A 20,335-nucleotide genomic window follows, 5' to 3' on the forward strand; every position below is an offset into this window, starting at 1 on the left:
AATAGGCCGAGGGCTTGTCCTCAGTTGCTCGCGTCCACTGTGTTGTTCTGAAACAACGACCCATCCGATTCTTGGTCGGGTGTCGGTTGACAGTTTCATAGTGTTTCGGTGGTCATAGCGTGAGGGAAACGCCCGGTTACATTCCGAACCCGGAAGCTAAGCCTCACAGCGCCGATGGTACTGCAGGGGGGACCCTGTGGGAGAGTAGGACGCCGCCGAACAATCATTGCTGAAAAGCCCCTGATCCACTCGGATCAGGGGCTTTTCGCATTTCCGGACCAGCCCACCGGCCCGGTGTTGCTGCAACCACCAGCAGGTGGTCCTAGGTCCACCCCGGTTTTGGGGTGCCATGGCCAGTGTGGGTGGCCGCCGGTTCGTGAACACTGATGGAGGACGATCGGTACCGGCATCAGGAGCTTCCCGTGACAACAGCGAGTCGTACGAACGGCACGTCCGTACGTGCTCAGACCCAGGCGGCCTTCGTGGCCGGCGGTGAGGGGCTGGCACGCCTTGCCCTGGTGGTGTGCGCTGCGGTGCCGGGGGCGGTGCTGCCGGTGGGCGCCGCGATCTTCGCGGGCGTGGTGGCCGCCGAGTTGACGCAGGCGTACGACCTGGAGGCCTTCTTCGCCCTGGTGGTCGGGGCGGCCGTCGGCATCGTGGTGGCCGCGGCCAACATCCGCCACACCGCGAGCCGGACGCGCGGGCAGCTGGCGCGCTGGTACGGGGTCCGGCTGCCGGCGGTGTACGGGCACCGGCCGGGGCTGGAGTTGGACGACCGCGGGCACTGGTGGACGGGGTACTCGTACCACCGCTCGCAGACGGTGGCGAAGTACGCGCAGCTGGTCCACTGGGGGCTGCGGGACAGCACCACCCGCGGTGAGCTGGCCTGGCTCGCGGTGAACCCCTTCCTGACGCTGGTCCTGGCCGGGCCGGTGGCCGCCCTGCTCGTACTGGGGCCGTCTTACGCCCTGGCGGGGCCGGTACCGTCGGACGGGCTCGGGCCGTTCAGCTCGCGGATGATGTCGATGCTGCTGAGCCTCGGGATCGGGGCCGCCATGGTCGTCGCCGGGATACTCGTGGCACCGTTCGCGCTGCGCGCGTACGCGGAGGTGGCCCGCCGGGTGCTGGACCAGGACGGCCGGGCGTCGCACGCCCAGCTGACCAGGCGGGTGGCCGAGTTGACCGAGACGCGGGCGGACGCGGCGGGCAACCAGGCGGCCGAGCTGCGGCGGATCGAGCGGGACCTGCACGACGGCGCTCAGGCCCGGCTGGTCGCGATAGGGATGACGCTGGGCACGATCGAGCACCTGATGGACACCGACCAGGCGGCCGCGCGGGAGTTGCTGGCCGAGGCCCGGCAGTCCTCGGCGCGGGCCCTGCAGGAGCTGCGGGACCTGGTCCGCGGCATCCACCCGCCGGTGCTCGCCGAGCGCGGGCTGGGCGACGCCGTCCGGGCGCTGGCGCTGGACAACGCGCTGCCGACCGAGGTGTTCGTCAGCCTGCCGGACCGGCCGCCGGCGCCGGTGGAGGCCGCCGTGTACTTCAGCATCTGCGAGCTGCTGGCCAACGCGGCCAAGCACTCCGGGGCGGAACAGGTGTGGGTGGACATCCTGTACCGGGCCGGCTTCCTGCGGGTCACGGTGACGGACGACGGCGTGGGCGTGGCCGATCCCTCCCGGGGGACCGGACTGCGCGGCATCGAGAAGCGATTGGGTACCTTCGACGGTGTCCTCGCCATCGACAGCACGTCGGGCGGTCCGACCACCATCACCTTGGAGTTGCCGTGCGAGTTGTCCTCGCCGAGGACCTCTACCTCCTTCGCGAAGGCCTGATCAGGCTGCTGGAAGCGCACGGGTTCACCGTCGTCGCGGCGGTGGAGACGGGGCCCGAGCTGCTGGAGGCGCTGCTCACCCACCGCCCGGACGTGGCCGTGGTCGACGTCCGGCTGCCCCCGACGCTCACCGACGAGGGGTTGCAGGCGGCGCTCAAGGCCCGCCGGGAGATCCAGGGCCTGCCGGTCCTGGTGCTGTCGCAGCACGTCCAGCAGCTGTACGCGCGGGAGCTGCTGGCCGACGGCACGGGCGGCATCGGCTACCTGCTGAAAGACCGGGTGTTCAACGCGGGGCAGTTCATCGACGCGGTCCGCCGGGTGGCGGCGGGCGGGACGGCGATGGACCCGGACGTGATCGCCAAGCTGATGCAGACCACCTCGCGCCGGCCGGGCCCGCTGCTGCGGCTGTCCCCGCGGGAGCGGGAGGTGCTGGAGCTGATGGCCGAGGGCTGTTCCAACTCGGCGATCGCCGCCCGGCTTTCGGTGAGCGACGGCGCGGTGGCCAAGCACATCGCCAACATCTTCACCAAGCTCGAACTCGCCCCGGACGAGGACGCCAACCGCCGGGTGCTGGCCGTGCTGACCTACCTCAACGGCACGGCGGGGCAGAGCAGCTGACGGTCCGGCCGGTCGCTCCGGGCGGGCCGTCCGGCTCCGTGGGCCGCCGCCGCACCGCGAACCCGTGACACCCCAGGCTGCGGGAACGCTTAAACAGGTGTACGAGTAAACTCCGGTGGGCCGAGCCCGGAGGTCGCTCGACCGTCCGGCGGCCCGAACAGCGGGACCGGGCAGTCGAGGCAGCGTACGGCCGCAGCCGACATCCAGGGGTTGATAGACGTAATGGCACGCCCAACGCTCACCAAGGCCCATCGGGGCCTGCTCGGCCTGGTCGCGGCCGGCGCCTTCATCATCTCGGGCATCGGGTTCGCGGGTTCGTACAACGCGGTACGCGAGCTGGCCCAGGAGAAAGGTTTCGGCGCCTTCTCCTACGCCTTCCCGATCGGCGTCGACGCGGGCATCGTCGTGCTCCTGGCGCTCGACCTGGTGCTGACCTGGCTGCGGATCCCCTTCCCGATGCTGCGGCAGACCGCCTGGGTGCTGACCGTCGCCACCATCGCCTTCAACGCCGCCGCCTCCTGGGGCGACCCGCTCGGCATGGGGATGCACGCCGTCATCCCGGTGCTCTTCGTCGTCGTGGTCGAGGCCTCCCGCCACGCGGTCGGCCGGATCGCGGCGATCACCGCGGACCGCCACATGGAATCGGTCCGGGTGATGCGCTGGATCCTGTCCCCGGTGCCGACCTTCCGGCTCTGGCGGCGGATGAAGCTCTGGGAGCTCCGCTCCTACGACGAGGTCATCCGGCTGGAGCAGAACCGCCTCGTCTACCGGGCGCAGCTGCGCTTCCGCTACGGTCGCGGCTGGCGCCGCTCGGCGCCGATCCAGGCGCTGCTGCCGCTCAAGCTGGCCAAGTTCGGCGTGCCGCTGGACCCCGCGCTGCTCGACCGGCTGGACGACCAGGCCCGCGAGCGCGAGGCCTCGGAGGTCCCGGCGGGGCAGGAGCCGCAGGCGCTCCCGGGCCAGGAGGGCCGCGCCGCCGCCCTCGCCCCGGCGGCCGCCGGCTCGTCGGCCCAGGCCGGTCCGCCGCAGCAGCTCACGCACCCGCAGCAGCTCCCGCAGCAGGCGCCGCAGGCCCAGCAGCCGCAGCCGGCGACCGCTCAGGCGGCCCAGGCCGCCCAGGTCGCCCAGGCCGAAGCCGCCGCTCCCGCGCCGTTGCCCGCCGAGGTGGCCGCGCCCATGCTGGCGAAGCTGGCGGCCGTCCGGCTGCGGGCCGCGCAGGAGCCGGAGGAGGCGGCGGACGTCGTCCCGCAGCCGCACCGTGAGGAGCTGAACGTCTGGACCGAGCGTCCGGTCCGCACCACCGGCCACCCGACCGACGCGGCCCCCGGCGGACGGGTGCCCGGCCAGGCCTCGCCCTGGTTCAAGCCCCCGCGCCCGGTCGCCGAGGAGCCCGCTGATTCGGTCGCCGCCGCTGCTCCGGTTGCTGCGCCCGTCCCGGTCCCCACCGCCGGTCCGGCGCCCACCGCCTCCGGGTCCCGGACGCAGGCCCAGCACCCGGCCGGCCCGCAGCAGTCCGAGCAGCCCGTCGAGCCGCAGCCCGGGCCCGCCCGGCAGCCGGCCCAGCAGCAGGCGCAGCCCGTGGGGGCCGAGCAGCCGGTCCCGGCCGAGGAGCCCGCCCCAGCCGACCTGCCCGAGTCCCACCAGGCCCCGTCGCGCCTCGACCCGGACCTCGCCTACGAGGCGCTCGTCACCTACATGGACAACCACAACCACCAGCCCGACCCGCAGCGCCTCGCCGACTGGCTGACCAGGGAGTACGGCGTCACCGGCAAGGGGCTCGACGGTTCGGTCCACCCGAAGGAGGTCGCCGAGCTGTACCCGGAGCTGCGCGACCGCTACGAGGCCGCCGGGAGGGACTGAGCGGGGCCGCCACCCGTCCAGCGCTCGGTCGGGCCATTGACGCCCGATCCCGCCGGAGTTACCTTCGCCTCAACAAATTGTTGAAGCGCTGGTTCGGCACGGGCGCTGGTTCGGCATGGAGGAGTGCGGATGTCGCAGGTCGAGGTCGACGGTAACGGGCCGACTGAGGGGGCCTCCTTCTCCAGCGCCGCCCGGGCCGCCGTGGAGGCGCTGCTCGCCCCGGTCGACGCCGACCTGGCGCGCCGCTACCCCGGCGAGTCCGGGACCAGGCAGCCGGTGCACACCGTCTACGTCCCCGCCGACGCCTTCGCCGCCGACACCGTACGGGAGTGGGGCCGTCAGGCCCTGGCGGCCTTCGACACCCACGCCGGCACGACCGCCGAGCTGGCCCGCGCCCTCGGCGTCGCCGACGACGAACTGCTCGCCGACGTGCACGCCCGGGTCCGTGCCAAGCTGGAGCGCGAGCCGGTCGAGGACCTGCGGATCGACTTCGAGGACGGCTACGGCCCCCGCCCCGACGCCGAGGAGGACGCGGCCGCGGTCCGGGCCGCCGAGCTGATCACCGCGGCCGTGGCCGAGGGCAGTGCCCCGCCGTACGTCGGCATCCGGATCAAGTGCATGGAGGCGCCGGTCCGCGCCCGGGGCATCCGCACCCTGGAGCTGTTCCTGGCGACCCTGCTGGCCGGTGGCGGCCTGCCGGAGGGGCTGGTCCTGACCCTGCCCAAGGTGACCTACGCCGAGCAGGTCACCGCGCTGGTCCGGCTGCTGGAGGACTTCGAGCGCCGGGCCGGGCTGCCCGCCGGCCGGATCGGCTTCGAGATCCAGATCGAGACCACCCAGGCCATCCTCGGCCCGGACGGCCGGGCCACCGTCGCCCGGATGATCGAGGCCGCCGAGGGCCGCGCCACCGGTCTGCACTACGGCACCTTCGACTACAGCGCGGCCTGCGGCGTCAGCGCGGCTCACCAGAGCATGGACCACCCGGCCGCCGACCACGCGAAGGCGGTCATGCAGGTGGCCGCGGCCGGCACCGGGGTCCGGCTCTCGGACGGTTCGACCAACGTCATCCCGACCGGCTCCACCGAGCAGGTGCACGCGGCCTGGAAGCTCCACCACGACCTGGTCCGCCGCTCGCTCGCCCGCGCCTACTACCAGGGCTGGGACATGCACCCGGCGCACCTGCCGACCCGCTACGTCGCGGTGTACTCCTTCTACCGCGAGGGCCTGGCGGCCGCCGCCGCCCGGCTGGCCGCGTACGTCGCCAAGGCGGGCGGCGACGTGATGGACGAGCCGGCCACCGCCCGGGCGCTCAGCGGCTACCTGCTGCGCGGCCTGGACTGCGGCGCCGTCGACCTCGCCGAGGTCACCGCGCTGACCGGCCTGGACCGCGAGCGGCTGGACACCCTCGCCGGCCGCTGAGGCCCGGCCCTCCGAAGCCCCGGCCCGTCGCAGCCTGCTCCCCTGCGGTCCGGCCCTTGGCCCCCGGTGAGCCGACCCCCCGGCCGGTGGTCCCCGCCGGCCGCTGATGCCCCGCCCGCGCGCCAACTAGGCTGGCGGTGCCGCCCCGGGTCCCCGGGGTGCGCGCCGCCAGCCTTTCGCCGTTCCCGGGAGAACCACCGCGCCATGTCCGCCACGCCGGAGCCCACCGCCAGGCCGTACCTCACCATCCGGCGGGCCGGCAGCCACGAGATCGAGATCAAGAAGTCCCGGTTCATCTGCCACCTCGCCCGGGTCGCCGACGAGGAGGAGGCGCAGGCCTTCATCGCCGGCATCCGCAAGCAGTACTGGGACGCCCGGCACAACTGCACCGCCTTCGTGGTCGGCGACGAGCAGCGCCGCGAGCGCTCCAGCGACGACGGCGAACCCGGCGGCACGGCCGGGGTGCCGATGCTGGAGGTGCTGCGCCGACGCGGCCTGACCGACAGCGTCGCCGTGGTCACCAGGTACTTCGGCGGGATCAAGCTCGGCGCCGGCGGCCTGGTGCGGGCGTACGGGAACGCGGTCTCGGAGGCCGTGGACGAGATCGGTCTGCTGGAGCGGCGGCCGGTCGCGCTGCTCGCGGTGACGGTCGACCACGTCCGGGCCGGGCGGGTGGAGAACGACCTGCGGGCGGCCGGGTACGCGGTCAGCGACCTCGCCTACGAGGCGACCGGGGTGCGGATCGAGGTGGGGGTGCCGGAGCCCGAGGCGGCGGCCTTCCACACCTGGCTGGCCGAGGCGACCGGGGGCGGCTCGGTGGCGGTCCCGGCCGGTCGTACCTACGTCGAGGTGCCGGTCTGAGCCGAGGCGCCACCCCCGGCCGCCCGCCGCCGTCGCCCCGCCGGCGTCGTCCTGCCATCGTCGGGCCGCTGGGTTCCGGACAGAGATTCGGCCACAACGCCCCCGGCCCGTTTCGGTCTCCCGGGGGCCTGCCTAGCCTGAACCGGCCGTCGGTGCCCGTCCGCCCAGCAGCCGGGAACCGTCCGGCCCGCCCAGGACGCCTCGCCAGGAAGCCGTCGCGATGCCCGTCGTCCGGACCATCACCCTGCCTCCGGGTGCCGGCACCGGCTGGCACTACCACCCGGGCCGGGTCGACGTGGTGGTGCTCTCCGGGACGCTGACCCGGACCCTGCACGACGGCCGGGTCGAGGTCAGCCGCGCGGGGGACACCCTGGTCGAGGAGGCGGGGCCGGTCCACATCCACGTCGGCCGCAACCTCGGGGCCGAACCCGTGGTACTGATCGCGAACTACGCCGCCCCGGCGGGCCACCCGTTGGCCGTGCCGGTCGCGGAACCCGCCTGGAACCGCAGTCCCACCGGGCCCGCAGGGGTCTGACGGACCCTGGCGCCGAGGTCGCCCGTGCCGCCCGCGGCAGGCCGTTCTCCGTAGCCCAGGCCCCGCGCCACGCGGAAGACGGCTTGAACATATTCACCCGAACGTAGGGTCATGGCCCGGAGTTGGAACTTCCGCTCCGGGCCGTGGCGTTTCCTGGGCAAGGATCCGGCGGAACCGGACGAAACCCATCGATGGAGGACACAGGACCCCACCCCGCACCACGGAGGTATGCGCATGGCCTCAGACCGTTCGACTCCAGACCGTTCAGCCTCTAATCGCCCGACCTCGAACCACGTCCGTTCGCACGTCGGTGCCGATCTCCCCGGCCCCCGCGGCCCCGCGACTCCTTACCGGATGACCGTCACCACGGCCCTCCCGCACGCCGACGCCGTCGCGCTGGCCGACGAACAGCTCGCCTCCTGGCTGAAGCAGGAGGGCTGCGACGAGCCCCCGCCGACCGTCCGCGTCCCCACCGGGCAGCCCTTCGCCGCACCGGCCCCCGGAGCGCTGCCCGACCCGTCGACCCCCTCGACCGCTCCCGCCTCCGCCCCCGGCCTCGCCGAGCGCCTCCGCCTGGGCGACCGCGTCCTGCTCGACCGTGACCACGGCCCGCTGCGCGGCGGCGCTGGCGCCGGCCGCTACGACCGTCGCCGGCTGAGGACCCCGGCCGCGCACGGCACCCAGCAGCTCACGCTCACCGTGGCCACCGCCGCCGGCGGCCCCACCTGGCTGCGGCTGGAGGCCGAGACGCACAGCACCGGCAGCGGCGTGCGCACCCCGTGCCGGGTGCCGGTGCCCGAGCTCGCCCGCTCGCTCCTGCCGCTGCTCGACGCCACCGACGGTCCGACCGCCGTCCGCACCGCACCCCGGGTGATCACGGCCGACGAGGTGGACGCCCTGATCGACGAGCTGTGCGATCCGGAGCGCCGTCTGCCCACCGTGGTCGCCAGCGTCCCGGTGAACCTCCCGCTCGACCACTGGGTCGAGGACGTCGTCGGCCCGCTCTGCCACCAGCTGCCCGGCCTCGCGACCGCCTACGTCCTGGACCCGGGCGCCCGCACCGGGTTCAACGTCGCGCTGGAGTACCACACCGTCTACGGCGGGGCGGTGCGCACCTATCTGCCCGAGGTCGACCCGGCCTCCCGGCAGGACTCCGCCCGACATCCGGTGCTCGCCCGGGGCCGAATAGAGCAGGACCTGCGCCGGGCCGCCGGACTGCTCGCCCGTGAGCCGCGCCGGCTCGCCGCCGACCAGCCGCTGCCGCCGCCGCTGGCGGCCGTCCCGGTCCTGCGGGTCCCGGCGCCACAACTCCGCCGGGCCGCCGACCCGGCCGGGCCGGTCGAACCGGCCACGCGGGCCACCCCGGCCCGCTCGGCCGCGCCGGACGGCCTGAGGGCGCCGGCCGCGCCGGCCGCGCCGGCCGACCTGACCGAGCTGGCCGAACTCGCCGAACTCGCCCGCGAGGAGCAGCAGGACCGCGCCGAGCAGCAGGCCAGGGCCGACGAGCTGGAGCAGGTCCGGCGCACCCTGCGGCTGGAGCGCCACGACCGCCGTGACCGGGGCCAGGGCAGGGAGGGCCACGACGGCCGGGAGGCCCGAGAGGCACGCCCGCGCACCGGGGGCCGCGCCCTGAGCGGCCGCCACTGCACCACCTCGGGCACCGGACCGGCCGTCGGGCAGCACCTCGTCGTCCCGCCCGTCGACGGCTTCGGCAAGCCCGGGAACTTCACCGAACTCATCTCCCGGCTGGGCGAGTTCCCGCTGCTGACCTTCACCGGGGACCAGAAGGCCACGCTCGCCCTGGACGAGCTCCAGCGCACCGGCGCCGGCTGGGCCCGGCTCGCCTGGGACGGTCTGACCGCCCTTCAGGAGTACGCCGAGGCCGCTGTCCGCGGTACGGCCGGCGGGGACTTCAAGCAGTGGTGCGAGCACACCCCGGAGGGCTGTCACCGCTTCCCGCCGCGCAAGGCCGTGCGCGGGGAGTCCAGAACGGTGTTCAGCCACACCAAGTGGAAGCGCGAACGGATGCTGCCGGTGCCGGAATGCGTGGACGCCTCCCGCCGGGCGTTCATGGGGGCGCACCTGCGGATCGGCGGCGGCCGCACCGCGCCCCGGCTGCACTACCTGGACGACTGCTCGGGCAGTGGCCGGATCTACGTCGGTTACATCGGTCTGCACCTGACCAACACCAGGACCAACTGACCGGCTTGGCTGACCGTTGCGCCCGTTCGGTGGACAATGTTCGGCAGGGGTGGGTCCGCGGGTTCGTCGACCGCCCCCTGGCAGCCGCCGGACGAGCATGGGGGAACGACGACCGATGCAGCACTCAGCAGACGGCCGGCCCGACGGCACCGCCACCGTTCGGATCCCCCAACCGGGCTTCCTCGCCTCGGTCTTCCGCGACCTCGGCGTCGACGGGGCCCCGGAGCCGGAGGCCGTCACCGGCCGCGCCCCCGTCGGGGCGGCGGGTGACGGTCCGTCCGTCCCGGGCCCCGCCGGCCCCGTCGACGAGGGCGGCTTCGGCGCCGCCGGCACCGCCCGGACCGCCGCCGACCACGCCGAGACCGATCCGGCCGACCGGGCGGCCCCGGCTGACCGGGCCGACCGGGCCGAACAGCCGGAAGCCGACCGGGACGGCGGCGGCCCGGGCGGCACAGGGTCCGGCCCGGTCGACCCGGAGGAGGCCGTCGCGGCGCACGCCCGGGCCGCCGCCCTCACCCACCACCGCACCGTCACCGTCCAGACCGAGCACGACCGGCTCGCCGACCTGCTGCGACGGGCCGCCCTGCCCGTCTCGGCCATGGACTTCGAGAGCCAGCTGCGCCACTACGAGCCCCGCCCCTACCCGGCCGACGGGCTCGGCGCCGGAACCGCCGACGGGGCGGAGCCGCGCTGGGCGGACTTCGCGCCCGCCGAGCCGGCCGTGACCGGCCCCGGGAGCGGTCCGTCCAGCCGCCTGCTCGACTCCGGCTACCAGCGCGAACTGGCCCAGGCCCGGCTCACCCACCAGCGCGCCCTGCGCGAGTGGCGCACCCGCCGGGCCGAGGCCGGCAGCCCGGCCGCCGACGAGTCCCGGCGGGTCCACGAGGCGGCCGAGGAGGCCAGGGCCCGCGCCGTGCGCGAGTACAACGAGAGCCTGGAGGAGTGCCGGCGGGCCTACCGGCTGGCCGAGCCGGCCGCCGTGGAGTCGCTGATGGAGCGGGCGCTGGCCGCCGCCGAGACGGCCACCCAGGACCTGCCCGCCCCCTGCCGGGCGGTGTTCCGCCCGCTCACCCGCACCGCGGTGCTGGACCTCGACCTGCCGCCGCTCGACCTGGTGCCCTCGCTCGCCGGCTACCGGCTCGCCCCGGACGGCGACATCGTCCCGGTACCGCGCCCGCCGGCCGACCGGGCCACCGACTACCTGAGGCTGGTCGCCCGGCTCGCGCTGCGCGCCCTGCAGGCCGCCGACGCGGTGGACACCGACGAGATACTCGCCGGTGTCGTCCTCAACGGCTGGCTGCGCGAGCCCGGCACCGCCGAGCCGCTCTGCCTGGTCAGCGTGGACGCCGACCGTGACGCGCTGGCCCGCACCCGGCTGCTGCCGCCGGAGACCCCGTACGAGGAGCGCGACGACGAGGGCGTCTACGCCGACGCCGAGCAGGACGAGGCCCTGGTCCGGCTGCGCCAGCTGGGCGCCGCGGTCACCCCGGATCCGTACGACCGGTCGGGTGTCCAGCCGGCCGCCCAGGCCGGGGCCGCCGTGCCGGCCGCGACCGACCTGTCCGCCAACGAGTTCGTCCAGCTGGTGCGCGACCTGCTCACCCGGGGTGGGCTCGCCGAGTGGAGCGTCCGGCTGCGCGGCCCGGCCGGGCTGGTCGCCACCGGCGAGGGCGCGCCCGGCAGCGCGCTGCCCGGCCGCTGGGTGGTCTGGGCCTCCCGGGGCACCGAGCCGGTCCCCGCCGAGCAGATCGCCACCCTGGCCGACGCCGTCCAGGAGGAGTCCGCCGAGCGCGGCCTGCGGCTGACCACCGGCCGTTTCACCGACGAGGCCCTGGACCTCACCGCGGAGGAGAGCCACCGGCACATCCACCTGATCGACGGCGACGGGGTCCGCGAACTCGCCCGCACCCACCTCGGCCTGCCGCTCGCCGCCGACCGCTGACGGCTGACGGTCGGTCGCGTTCCGCCTGCCGCTCGCCTCCGCGGCTCCTCCGACCCCTGGCCCCGACCCCTGCCCCAGCCCGCCGACCGCCCCACCTGCGGGGTCACCCCGACGGCCCATCCGGCGGGCGCCCCGCCACCCCCGGACCGACGCTGGGGAACGGGCCCCGGCCTCGCCCGGCACCCCGGTCGACAGCCGTCGAACCTCGGTCCGGTACGGTCGGCGGTCGGCCCGGCCACGGGCGGACCCCAGGGGGAGAGGAATGGGCAGAGCGCTCGGCAGACCACACGGCGGCACCGGCAACCCGGCCGCACCCGCGGCGGAGGCGGCCCGATGACCGCCGTCCTGGTCGCCGCCGGGGCCTTCCTGATGACGCTGATCGGCGGCTTCGTCGCCCAGCGCACCCGCGACCGCCGCCACCTGGTGCTCGGCTTCGCGGCCGGCCTGATGCTGGGCGTGGTCGCCTTCGACCTGCTGCCCGAGGCCATCCACCAGGCGCCGGGCGAGGTGCACGGCGTGCCGCAGGCGCTGCTGATGTTCGCGGCCGGCTTCCTCACCATCCACGTGGTCGAGCGCGCGGTCGCCATCCACCGCGGCCACGAGGGCGAGTACGCCGAGCACACCCACGGCGGCCACCACCACGGGCACTCCCACAGCACCGGGCACCAGGGCGTCGGGCTGACCGCCGCGCTCGCCCTGGTCGGGCACAGCGTGATGGACGGCTTCGCGATCGGCGCCGCGTTCCAGGCGGGCAGCACGGTCGGCACCGTGGTGGCCATCGCGGTCGTCGCGCACGACTTCGCCGACGGCTTCAACACGTACACGATCACCCGGCTCTACGGGAACAACCGGCGGCGGGCGCTGACCCTGCTCGCGGCGGACGCGCTGGCCCCGGTGTCCGGCGCCGCGATCACCCTGGCGTTCACCATCCCGGAGCACCTGCTCGGCCTCTACCTGGGCTTCTTCTCCGGCTTCCTGCTCTACCTGGCGACCGCCGACATCCTCCCCGAGGCCCACAGCCCGCACCCCTCGCGCAGCACCCTGCTCTGCACCGTCGCCGGGGTCGGCTTCATGTGGCTGGTGATCGGCTTCGCCAAGTGAGCCCGCTGCCCGCCTGACGAAACCTCCTAGAGCCGCCCCCAGCACTCCCGCATCGACGCCAGCGCCTCGGTGATGGCCGGCCGACGGGAGGCCTGGGAGCGCCAGAGCGCGAAGACCCGCCGGCTCGGCTCCGGCGTCACCCGGCGGGCCGCCACCCCGGGCGGCAGCGGCCCCCGCCCGAGCTTCGGCACCAGGCCCATCCCGAGACCGGCCGCGACCAGTGCGATCTGCGTCTCGAACTCGCCGACCTGGTAGCGCACGTCCGGCTCCTCGCCGACCTCGCGCAGGGTGCGGACCAGCCAGTCGTGGCAGATGTTGCCCGGCGGCACGCTGATCCAGCGCTGCCCGCGCAGCCGCTCCACCGGCACCGGGTCGAGCGCGGCCAGCTCGTCGTCGGCGGGCAGCAGCAGGTCCACCGGGTCCGTCCCGAGGTCCAGCCGGGTGACCCCGTCCTGCACCGGCAGCGGCACCGTCGGCCAGTCCTGCACCAGTGCCAGGTCCACCTCGCCGCGGGCCACCAGCTCGGCCGCCGGGTACGGGTCGCGCTCCAGCAGCCGGACGTCCAGCTCGGGGCAGCGCCGCCGCAGATCGGCCAGCACCGCGGGCATCAGCCCGCGCGCGCCGGAGGCGAAGGCGGCGACCAGCAGCCGTCCGACCGCCTGGCCGCGCTGCTCCTCCAGCCGCACCTCGGCCCGCTCCACGAGGCCCAGCACGGTCTGCGCGGTGGCGGCCAGTTCGCGCGCCGCGTCGGTCAGCACCACGCCCCGGCCCTGCCGCTCCAGCAGCACCGTCCGGGTCTCCCGCTCCAGCTTGGCGATCTGCTGCGAGACCGCCGAGGGCGTGAACCCGAGCGCGGCCGCCGCCCCGCCGACCGAGCCGTGCACCGCCACCGCGTGCAGCGCCCGCAGGCGCCCCAGATCCATCATGCAGCGATCCTAAAGTGTCTCCTTCAGTATTCATCGCTGGTGCTACACGGTCCCGCGCCACCATGCTCGACCCATGACCGCGACACCCGCCGCCGTGAGCGGCACGAGCAGCACGAGTAGGACGAGTAGGACGAGCAGCACGGCCGGCACGGCCGGTACGGGCGGCGCGAGCATGAGCGCGCCGCACATCGCGCTGGCCGTCCTGGTCGCCGCCGTCTGGGGGCTCAACTTCGTCCTCATCCACGTCGGCCTCCAGAACTTCCCGCCGCTGCTCTTCTGCGCCCTGCGGTTCGCCGTCGTCGCCGTGCCGGCGGTGTTCTTCGTCGGCCCGCCCAAGGTGGCCTGGCGCTGGGTGGTGGCGGTCGGCGTGGTGCTCGGGGTCGTCAAGTTCGGGCTGCTCTTCCTCGGCATGCACGCCGGGATGCCGGCCGGCCTCTCCTCCCTGGTGCTCCAGGGGCAGGCCGGGTTCACCGCGCTGTTCGCCGCCGTGCTGTTGCGCGAACGCCCCGGCCGGCAGCGGCTGCTGGGCCTGGCGATCGCCTTCGCGGGCATCGTGCTGAGCGCCTACGACCAGGGTGCAGGCGGTCCGCTGGGCGCCTTCGTCCTGGTCGTCCTGGCCGCTGTCGCCTGGGGCCTGGCCAACGTGCTGACCCGCAGGGCGGCGCCGCCGGACGCGCTGCGCTGGATGGTCTGGGTCAGCGCCGTCCCGCCGCTGCCGCTGCTGGGACTGTCCCTGCTGGTCGAGGGGCCCGCGGCGGACCTGCGCGCGCTGCGCGACATCACCCCCGCCGGGCTCGGCGCGATCGGCTACGTCGGGCTGGTCTCCACCCTGCTGGGCTTCGTCGCCTGGAGCTTCCTGCTGCGCACCTACGACGCGACCGCCGTGGCGCCGTACTCGCTGCTGGTGCCGGTGTTCGGGATGTCCTCGGCCTGGCTGCTGCTCGGCGAACGGGTCAGCCCGGCCGCCGCCGGGGCCGCGCTGCTGGTGGTCGCCGGGATCGGGATCACCGCGCTGCGTCCGGGGACGCCGAGCGCCGTGGCGGCCCGGCTGCGAGGAAGCGGGCCTCGGCCGAGCGCAGCACCCGCAGCAGCACCTCCTCGTCCGCGGGGCTGACCTCGCCGAAGTACTCCTGCGCCACCTCGTCCCGGACCTGCCCGATCCGCTCCACCGCCGCGCGGCCGGCCTCGGTCAGCAGGATCCGTACGGCCCGCCGGTCCGCCGGGTCGGGACTGCGCTCGACCAGGCCGGCGTCCTCCAGCGCGTCGACCACGGTGGTGGCCGAGCGCGGGGCGATGTGCAGCTTGTCGGCGAGGTCGCTGAGCCGCATCGCGTGGTCCGGCGTCTCGCAGCCCGGCACGTGGGCGAGCGTGCGCAGCGCCCGGGCCTGGCCGGGGGTGATGCCGTAGGGCTCCAGCCGCCAGCCGGTCTGGCGGCGGATCCGCTTGATCGCCCTGGTCATCGCGTCCGCCAGCTCGGCGGCGCCGCCGACCGCGCCGGGGACGCCCGGGACGCCGACGGTGGCGGATGCGGAGGCGCGAGGAGTGCCGGGGGAGTCCGCCGGGTCGTCGGTCGGCGTGGTGGTCATCGGCGGTCTCCTCGGCTGGTGTCCGGCCAAGCGTAGCGACCGGTCCGGAGCTCTCGGTGGTCGGCCGACGACGGTCGCGGAAATATGTTGAGCTTAGCTCAGTATCTGCGTTAGCGTAGATCCGAGTGAGGGGACCCTAAGTTCCCTCCCCTACCCTGGAGGGCCCATGCCCGTTTCCACCGCACACGTCTCCACCGACCGCCCCGGCCGCTACGCCAAGCAGCTCGCCGCCCACATGGGCCGCAAGATCGAGGCCACCTACTCCGAGGACACCGGCCGCGGCACCCTGGTGTTCAGCGCCGGCACCGCCACCCTGGAAGCCCGGCCGGACGCCCTGCTGCTCACCGTCGAGGGCGAGCGCGACAAGCTGCCCGGCCTGGAGGACGTCGTCGGCCGCCACCTGGTCCGCTTCGGCGCCCGCGACGAACTCGTCGTCGAGTGGCAGCGCGACAACGGCGAAGCCGGCCTGGTTCACCGCAACGAGGACCCCGAGGCCTGACGCCCCCCGGCGCCGGGCCGGGGCAGCCACCGGTCGAACGGCCACAGCACCAGGACGGCCAGGCACCAACTGGCCACCACGTCCAGCAGCCAGTGGAAATCGCTCCACACCAGCCCCGCGCCCACCCCCGCCGCCGACAGCGCCGCGACCGCCGTCGCCACCCGTGCGGCGCGCGGCCCCGACACCCGGGCCAGCAGCAGCGCCGCCACCCCGTACGAGATCGCCGCCGTCGCGGTGTGCCCGGACGGGTACCAGCCCCACTGCCCCGGCGTCAGCGCCTCCCCGAGCGGGCCCGGCCGGGCGAAGGCCGACTTCGCCGGGACCACCAGCAACGGGATCAGACCGGCCGTCAACGCCGCCACCGGCAGCGGCAGCCACCAGCGGCCCGACCCGGACCGGCGCCACCGCCAGGCGGCCAGCGCACCGGCCAGCAGCAGCACCGGAATCGCCGGGACACCGCTGCCCAGGTCCGACAGCAGGTGGCCGAGGCGGTCGGGCAACGCGCTCGGGAGGTCATGGCGCGCCGTGTGCACGGCCCGGCGGACCCAGCGGTCCAGCCCGAGCAGCGGCCCGTCCACCGCCACCTGCCAGGACACCGCCAGCAGCACCACCACCGCCACCGCCGGCACGGCCGCCGACCGGGCCGCCCGGGACACTCGCACCGGGACAGCGGACAGCCGCCCCGGAGCAGGGGGGAGAGCTCCGGGGCGGCTCTGATGATCGCCGTTCCGTGCGCCCCGGGGGGTGTGGGTCGGACGGTCGGTCGATCGGCCTTCGGTATGCGCCACCCCTCCCGGGGCGGCCTGGTTGTCCTCGCGGGGCACCCGCGGAACCGTCCCCGAGGGGGGCTCCGCGGACGGCTCCGCCAATGGCTGAGGCTCGCTGTCCATCTGCGATGACACTACGTCAACAGCCCTTCCGCGCCGAGCGCCTTCAGCGATTCCGCACATCATCTTCACCCCGGGCCGGGCAACCTCCGGGGCCTCCCGACGATCATGCCCGACCGCGTGCCCGGCCCCGCGCGAAACCGAACGGCCCGTGCGGACCAGAGGTCCCCACGGGCCGTTCAGCGCTGTCCGGACAACCCTCCGGCGGGCAGGCGGCGCCTGGATCAGGCGGCGGTCACACCCTGCAGGGCGAAGGCGCCCTCGATGATGTCCAGGCCCTCCTCGAGCAGGTGCTCCGGGATCACCAGCGGCGGCAGGAAGCGCAGCACGTTGCCGTAGGTGCCGGCGGTCAGCACCACCAGGCCCTCGGCGTGGCAGGCCTTCGCCACGGCCGCGGTGAGCTCCGGGTTCGGCTCCTTGGAACCCGGCTTCACCAGCTCGATCGCGATCATCGCGCCGCGACCGCGGACCTCGCCGATCACCTCGAACTTCTCCTGCAGCGCCCGCAGGCGGCCCAGCATGATCTCGCCGATCCGCTGCGCCTTGCCGTTGAGGTCCTGCTCCTTCATCGTCTCGATGGCGCCCAGCGCGGCCGCGCAGGCCACCGGGTTGCCACCGTAGGTGCCGCCCAGGCCACCCGCGTGCGCGGCGTCCATGATCTCGGCGCGACCCGTCACCGCGGCCAGCGGCAGACCGCCGGCGATGCCCTTGGCGGTGGTGATCAGATCCGGGACGACACCCTCGTCGTCACAGGCGAACCACTGGCCGGTGCGGCAGAAACCGGTCTGGATCTCGTCCGCGACGAACACGATGCCGTTCGCCTTCGCGTACTCCACGATCGCCGGCAGGAAGCCCTTGGCCGGCTCGATGAAACCGCCCTCGCCCTGGATCGGCTCGATGATGATCGCGGCGACGTTCTCCGCGCCGATCTGCTTGTTGATCATGTCGATCGCCTGCGCGGCGGCCTCGGCGGCACAGTTCTCCGCACCGGTCAGCCAGCGGTAGGGGTAGGCCACCGGCACCCGGTAGATCTCCGGGGCGAACGGGCCGAAGCCCTGCTTGTACGGCATGTTCTTCGCCGTCAGGCCCATGGTGAGGTTGGTGCGGCCGTGGTAACCGTGGTCGAACACCACGACGGCGGTGCGCTTGGTGTAGGCACGGGCGATCTTCACCGCGTTCTCGACCGCCTCGGCGCCCGAGTTGAACAGCGCGGTGCGCTTGTCGTGGTCACCCGGGGTCAGCTCGTTCAGCTGCTCGGCGACGGCCACGTAACCCTCGTACGGGGTCACCATGAAACAGGTGTGGGTGAAGGCGGCCAGCTGCTCACTCGCCTTGGCCACCACGGCCTCGGCGCTGTTGCCGACATTGACCACGGCGATGCCGGAGCCGAAGTCGATCAGCGAGTTGCCGTCCACGTCCTCCAGCACACCGCCGTTGGCACGGGACACGTACACCGGCAGGGTGGTGCCGACGCCGGCCGCCACCGCACCCAGCTTGCGGGCCTGCAGCTCCTGCGACTTCGGACCGGGGATCGCGGTGACCAGGCGGCGCTCCTGCGGGAGCGGCGTTGCGGCGCTCATGGGGTTTCTCCAGACTTCTCGGCTCGGTGGTTCGCAGGCTACGGCCGCCCTCCCCGCCCAGGCATGCGCCACTCGGTAGCAGTGCGCCTTCCGACTTGTCCGGCACGGCCAGCGCGAGTGGCGCGACTACCCGCAGACCCCGCTCCACTACCCTGAGCGCGGGCGTGTCGCCGGTACGGCGGCATGGGTATGGCGGCACCGACGGCGGTCGGGCCGGGCGGGCGAGGGAGCGGGACCGTACATGGCACAGGACGGGTCACACCACCACGGCGAGCGCACCACCACCAGACCCCCGACCCCCCTGCCCCACCAACGGCCCGGCACGGCCGCTGACGGATCCTTCGACCTCCCGGCGTGGATCGCGATTCCACGGCCGGAGGCGGCGCCGGGGATCTTCCGGCAGGGGTACAAGTGGACCGACCCCACCGAGGCGGAGGAAGCTAAGGTCCCCACCGGGCAGTTGCTGTGGCGCGCCGCGTTGAATCTCGTCGCGACCGTCGCGACGTACTACTTCGGCACGCTCGTACTGGTGTGGGCGACGGGGCTCCTGGGCTGGTACGCCGGGACGTCGCCGGAACAGTTCAACACCGTGCAGATCCTCGTCAACCTGGTCACCATCGGTTGCGCTGCCGCGGTGTTCTGGCGTACCGGCCGGTGGCGCGAGGTCGGCCGTCGTTTCCTGACCCGGAGCGGGTGGCGGAAGAACGTCGCCCCGGTCCTCGCCCGCGTCATCACCCACGAGGGGCCCGCTTCGGCCGGGCCGCTCCCGGACATGAGGACGGAGCCCGTTGCCGACCCGTGGTTCGCCCAACGGTCGGGGGGAGCGTCGGCGGCGGCGGAGAAGCTGGACCGGACGAAGGCCGGAGACGTCGACTACGTCCGGATCCAGCGGGCGTGGGAATCCGCGCAGGCGGATGCGGCCTTCCTCCCCGCCTTCGTCGACCAGGTGCTCGCACGAGGTGCCGCGGCCTTCTCGCACCCGTCGGAAGCCCGGGACCTGGCGACCCGCAAGGCGTGGCACGACCTGCTGCTGCAGCAGGTGCGCCTCGGCACGACGCAGGATGTGGTGAAGAACCCGCACGGTCACCGGTCTACCGGATTCGCCTTGGATCCCGTGGTCCTCGGGACGTCGCTGCTCGCCGTCGGCCCCGCCGGAACCGGCAAGACGACTCGGCTCGCCCGACCGGTCACGGAGGCCTTGTGCCTGCAGACGCTGGCCGGCACGGCCTGCGTGGTGGTGGTCGGCGCGACCGACGCGGACCTCGGCCCGGACACCTGGTACGACGTGGTGATCGCGCCGGGCGAGCCTGGTTCGATGTACGGGCTGGACCTGTACGGAGCGACCCAGGACCCCGACGAAGCGGCTGCCAGGCTTGCCGACGCGCTGCTGCCGGACGAACTGATCGCACGTGCGGAGAGTGCCCGGACGACCCTCCAGCAGGTGGTCGGGCCGTTCCACACCGCCTACGGGCGCTACCCGGGAGTCCGTGAGCTGCGAGCGCTGCTCTCCGGTGAGCACGATGTGATGGATCCGCTGGTCAAGGCCCTTCGGGCGGCTGGCCAGCTGGCGGTCTACGAGCGGGACCTCGACTTCCGGCAGCGGCAGCAGGAGCGTGCCGACGACCCCGGGGTGCTGCTGGCGGACCGCTTGGCGCTGCTCGAGCGCCCGGCCTTCGCGGGGGCTTTCGCCACGGACGGCACCGGCCGACTGCCCTTCGCCATGCGCGCGCTCGATCACCCGCTGCGTGTCCGGGTCAAGCTGCCCGAGCGGAGCCACCCTGAGGCCGCCCGGATCCTGTCGCGCCTGGTCGTGGGCCAGTTCGTCGTGGCGGCCGCCGCCCGTGAGGACCGTTCGTTGTTCGCCGGGCTGGTCGTGGACGACGCGTCTGCGGCGCTTGATGCGCACACGATTCGGGGCCTTCAGCGGATGCGTGGTGCCAACGCGGGCGCGGTGCTCCTGCTCCGTACCCTGATGGACCTGCCGGAAGCGTTGAGGACCCCGCTGTTCGGGGCCGTGGGCTGCCGCATGGTCTTCCCGGGCATCGCTCCGTGGGACGGGAAGTTCTTCTCCGAAGCATGGGGCACCCACGTCGTCCACGAAACCGAGATCACCCACACCCCCGACACCTCCGGTGGGGTGATACGGCGGGCCGGGCGGGTCGGGCGGAAGGCGTTGTCGGGGACGACGGCGCAGACGGAGTCGGTGACGACGCGGGACGTGGAGCGGTTGCGGTGGTCGCCGTCGGACCTGGCGCACGCGTTGCCGGCGGGGCACGCGGTGGTGTCGTTGACGGCGGTGTCGGGGGAGCAGGTGCCGCCGTTGCTGGTGGATCTGCGGGGGTGATCCGGGGGTGAGCCGGGGGACGGGTCCGGGGCCGGGGCCGAAGTCGCCTTCGAGGTGGATTCGGCAGTGCCGGTTGTCCGGGGCGTCCATAATGAAGGGGAGAGACCCTCACCAGTCCCACGTCCCTCTCCTCGCCCGGCCGCA

At 74.2% G+C, this 20,335-nt stretch carries 16 protein-coding genes and 1 rRNA gene; 13 read left to right on the plus strand and 4 right to left on the minus strand.

Annotated features, from left to right (window positions below):
• Positions 1 to 104 precede the first annotated feature (104 nt).
• The 10 genes from rrf to IE332_RS35215 all read left to right on the plus strand — a co-directional run bounded on the left by rrf (position 105) and on the right by IE332_RS35215 (position 12,369).
• A 5S ribosomal RNA gene (gene rrf, locus IE332_RS35170) occupies positions 105 to 221 on the plus strand.
• Between the two features lie 201 nt (positions 222 to 422).
• On the plus strand, positions 423 to 1,832 hold the full coding sequence (locus IE332_RS35175; RefSeq protein ID WP_229929160.1) for a sensor histidine kinase: 1,410 nt from the start codon (positions 423 to 425) through the stop codon (positions 1,830 to 1,832).
• A complete protein-coding gene (locus IE332_RS35180; protein ID WP_189924645.1) occupies positions 1,784 to 2,449 on the plus strand; it encodes a response regulator transcription factor in 666 nt (221 codons plus the stop codon). Before IE332_RS35175 ends, IE332_RS35180 begins: the two co-directional genes overlap by 49 nt.
• Positions 2,450 to 2,671: 222 nt before the next feature.
• Positions 2,672 to 4,309 carry a DUF2637 domain-containing protein gene (locus IE332_RS42090; RefSeq protein WP_268256661.1) on the plus strand — a complete coding sequence of 546 codons (1,638 nt, stop codon included), beginning with the start codon at positions 2,672 to 2,674 and terminating at the stop codon, positions 4,307 to 4,309.
• Positions 4,310 to 4,438: 129 nt separating this feature from the next.
• Positions 4,439 to 5,728 (plus strand): DUF6986 family protein, encoded by a 1,290-nt coding sequence (locus IE332_RS35190; RefSeq protein ID WP_189924647.1) that lies wholly within the window; start codon positions 4,439 to 4,441, stop codon positions 5,726 to 5,728.
• Positions 5,729 to 5,932: 204 nt separating this feature from the next.
• Positions 5,933 to 6,589, plus strand: coding sequence for a YigZ family protein (locus IE332_RS35195; protein WP_189924650.1), 657 nt, complete (start codon positions 5,933 to 5,935; stop codon positions 6,587 to 6,589).
• Positions 6,590 to 6,809: 220 nt separating this feature from the next.
• Positions 6,810 to 7,124 (plus strand): cupin domain-containing protein, encoded by a 315-nt coding sequence (locus IE332_RS35200; RefSeq protein WP_189924652.1) that lies wholly within the window; start codon positions 6,810 to 6,812, stop codon positions 7,122 to 7,124.
• A gap of 354 nt (positions 7,125 to 7,478) precedes the next feature.
• Complete coding sequence (locus IE332_RS35205) at positions 7,479 to 9,326, plus strand: hypothetical protein (protein ID WP_189924654.1); 1,848 nt, start codon at positions 7,479 to 7,481, stop codon at positions 9,324 to 9,326.
• Positions 9,327 to 9,441: 115 nt separating this feature from the next.
• Complete coding sequence (locus IE332_RS35210; protein ID WP_189924656.1) at positions 9,442 to 11,268, plus strand: restriction endonuclease; 1,827 nt, start codon at positions 9,442 to 9,444, stop codon at positions 11,266 to 11,268.
• Between the two features lie 333 nt (positions 11,269 to 11,601).
• On the plus strand, positions 11,602 to 12,369 hold the full coding sequence (locus IE332_RS35215) for a ZIP family metal transporter (protein ID WP_189924658.1): 768 nt from the start codon (positions 11,602 to 11,604) through the stop codon (positions 12,367 to 12,369).
• Positions 12,370 to 12,395: 26 nt separating this feature from the next.
• Here IE332_RS35215 and IE332_RS35220 read toward each other — a convergent pair whose 3' ends face one another.
• Positions 12,396 to 13,295, minus strand: coding sequence for a LysR family transcriptional regulator (locus IE332_RS35220; RefSeq protein ID WP_189924660.1), 900 nt, complete (start codon positions 13,293 to 13,295; stop codon positions 12,396 to 12,398).
• 172 nt (positions 13,296 to 13,467) lie between these two features.
• On the opposite strand from IE332_RS35220, the gene IE332_RS35225 reads away from it, so the two are divergent.
• The gene (locus IE332_RS35225; protein WP_189924753.1) at positions 13,468 to 14,409 is read left to right on the plus strand and encodes an EamA family transporter; all 942 of its coding nucleotides are present in this window, start codon (positions 13,468 to 13,470) and stop codon (positions 14,407 to 14,409) included.
• Here IE332_RS35225 and IE332_RS35230 read toward each other — a convergent pair.
• Positions 14,300 to 14,881: a MarR family winged helix-turn-helix transcriptional regulator gene (locus IE332_RS35230; protein ID WP_229929161.1), complete on the minus strand. Its 582-nt coding sequence runs from the start codon at positions 14,879 to 14,881 to the stop codon at positions 14,300 to 14,302. The two genes, IE332_RS35225 and IE332_RS35230, sit on opposite strands and share 110 nt — an antisense overlap.
• 166 nt (positions 14,882 to 15,047) lie before the next feature.
• On the opposite strand from IE332_RS35230, the gene IE332_RS35235 reads away from it, so the two are divergent.
• Positions 15,048 to 15,380 (plus strand): DUF2218 domain-containing protein, encoded by a 333-nt coding sequence (locus IE332_RS35235; RefSeq protein WP_189924662.1) that lies wholly within the window; start codon positions 15,048 to 15,050, stop codon positions 15,378 to 15,380.
• Here IE332_RS35235 and IE332_RS35240 read toward each other — a convergent pair.
• The gene (locus IE332_RS35240; protein ID WP_229929162.1) at positions 15,353 to 16,042 is read right to left on the minus strand and encodes a phosphatase PAP2 family protein; all 690 of its coding nucleotides are present in this window, start codon (positions 16,040 to 16,042) and stop codon (positions 15,353 to 15,355) included. The two genes, IE332_RS35235 and IE332_RS35240, sit on opposite strands and share 28 nt — an antisense overlap.
• 449 nt (positions 16,043 to 16,491) lie before the next feature.
• Positions 16,492 to 17,847, minus strand: coding sequence for a 4-aminobutyrate--2-oxoglutarate transaminase (gene gabT, locus IE332_RS35245; protein ID WP_189924666.1), 1,356 nt, complete (start codon positions 17,845 to 17,847; stop codon positions 16,492 to 16,494).
• A gap of 241 nt (positions 17,848 to 18,088) precedes the next feature.
• Between gabT and IE332_RS35250 the strand changes: the two genes are divergently transcribed.
• Positions 18,089 to 20,191, plus strand: a complete 2,103-nt coding sequence (locus IE332_RS35250) for a type IV secretory system conjugative DNA transfer family protein (protein ID WP_229929163.1) — start codon at positions 18,089 to 18,091, stop codon at positions 20,189 to 20,191.
• Positions 20,192 to 20,335: the final 144 nt, after the last annotated feature.

Source organism: Kitasatospora xanthocidica, assembly GCF_014656195.1.
Taxonomy (GTDB): Bacteria; Actinomycetota; Actinomycetes; order Streptomycetales; family Streptomycetaceae; genus Kitasatospora; species Kitasatospora xanthocidica.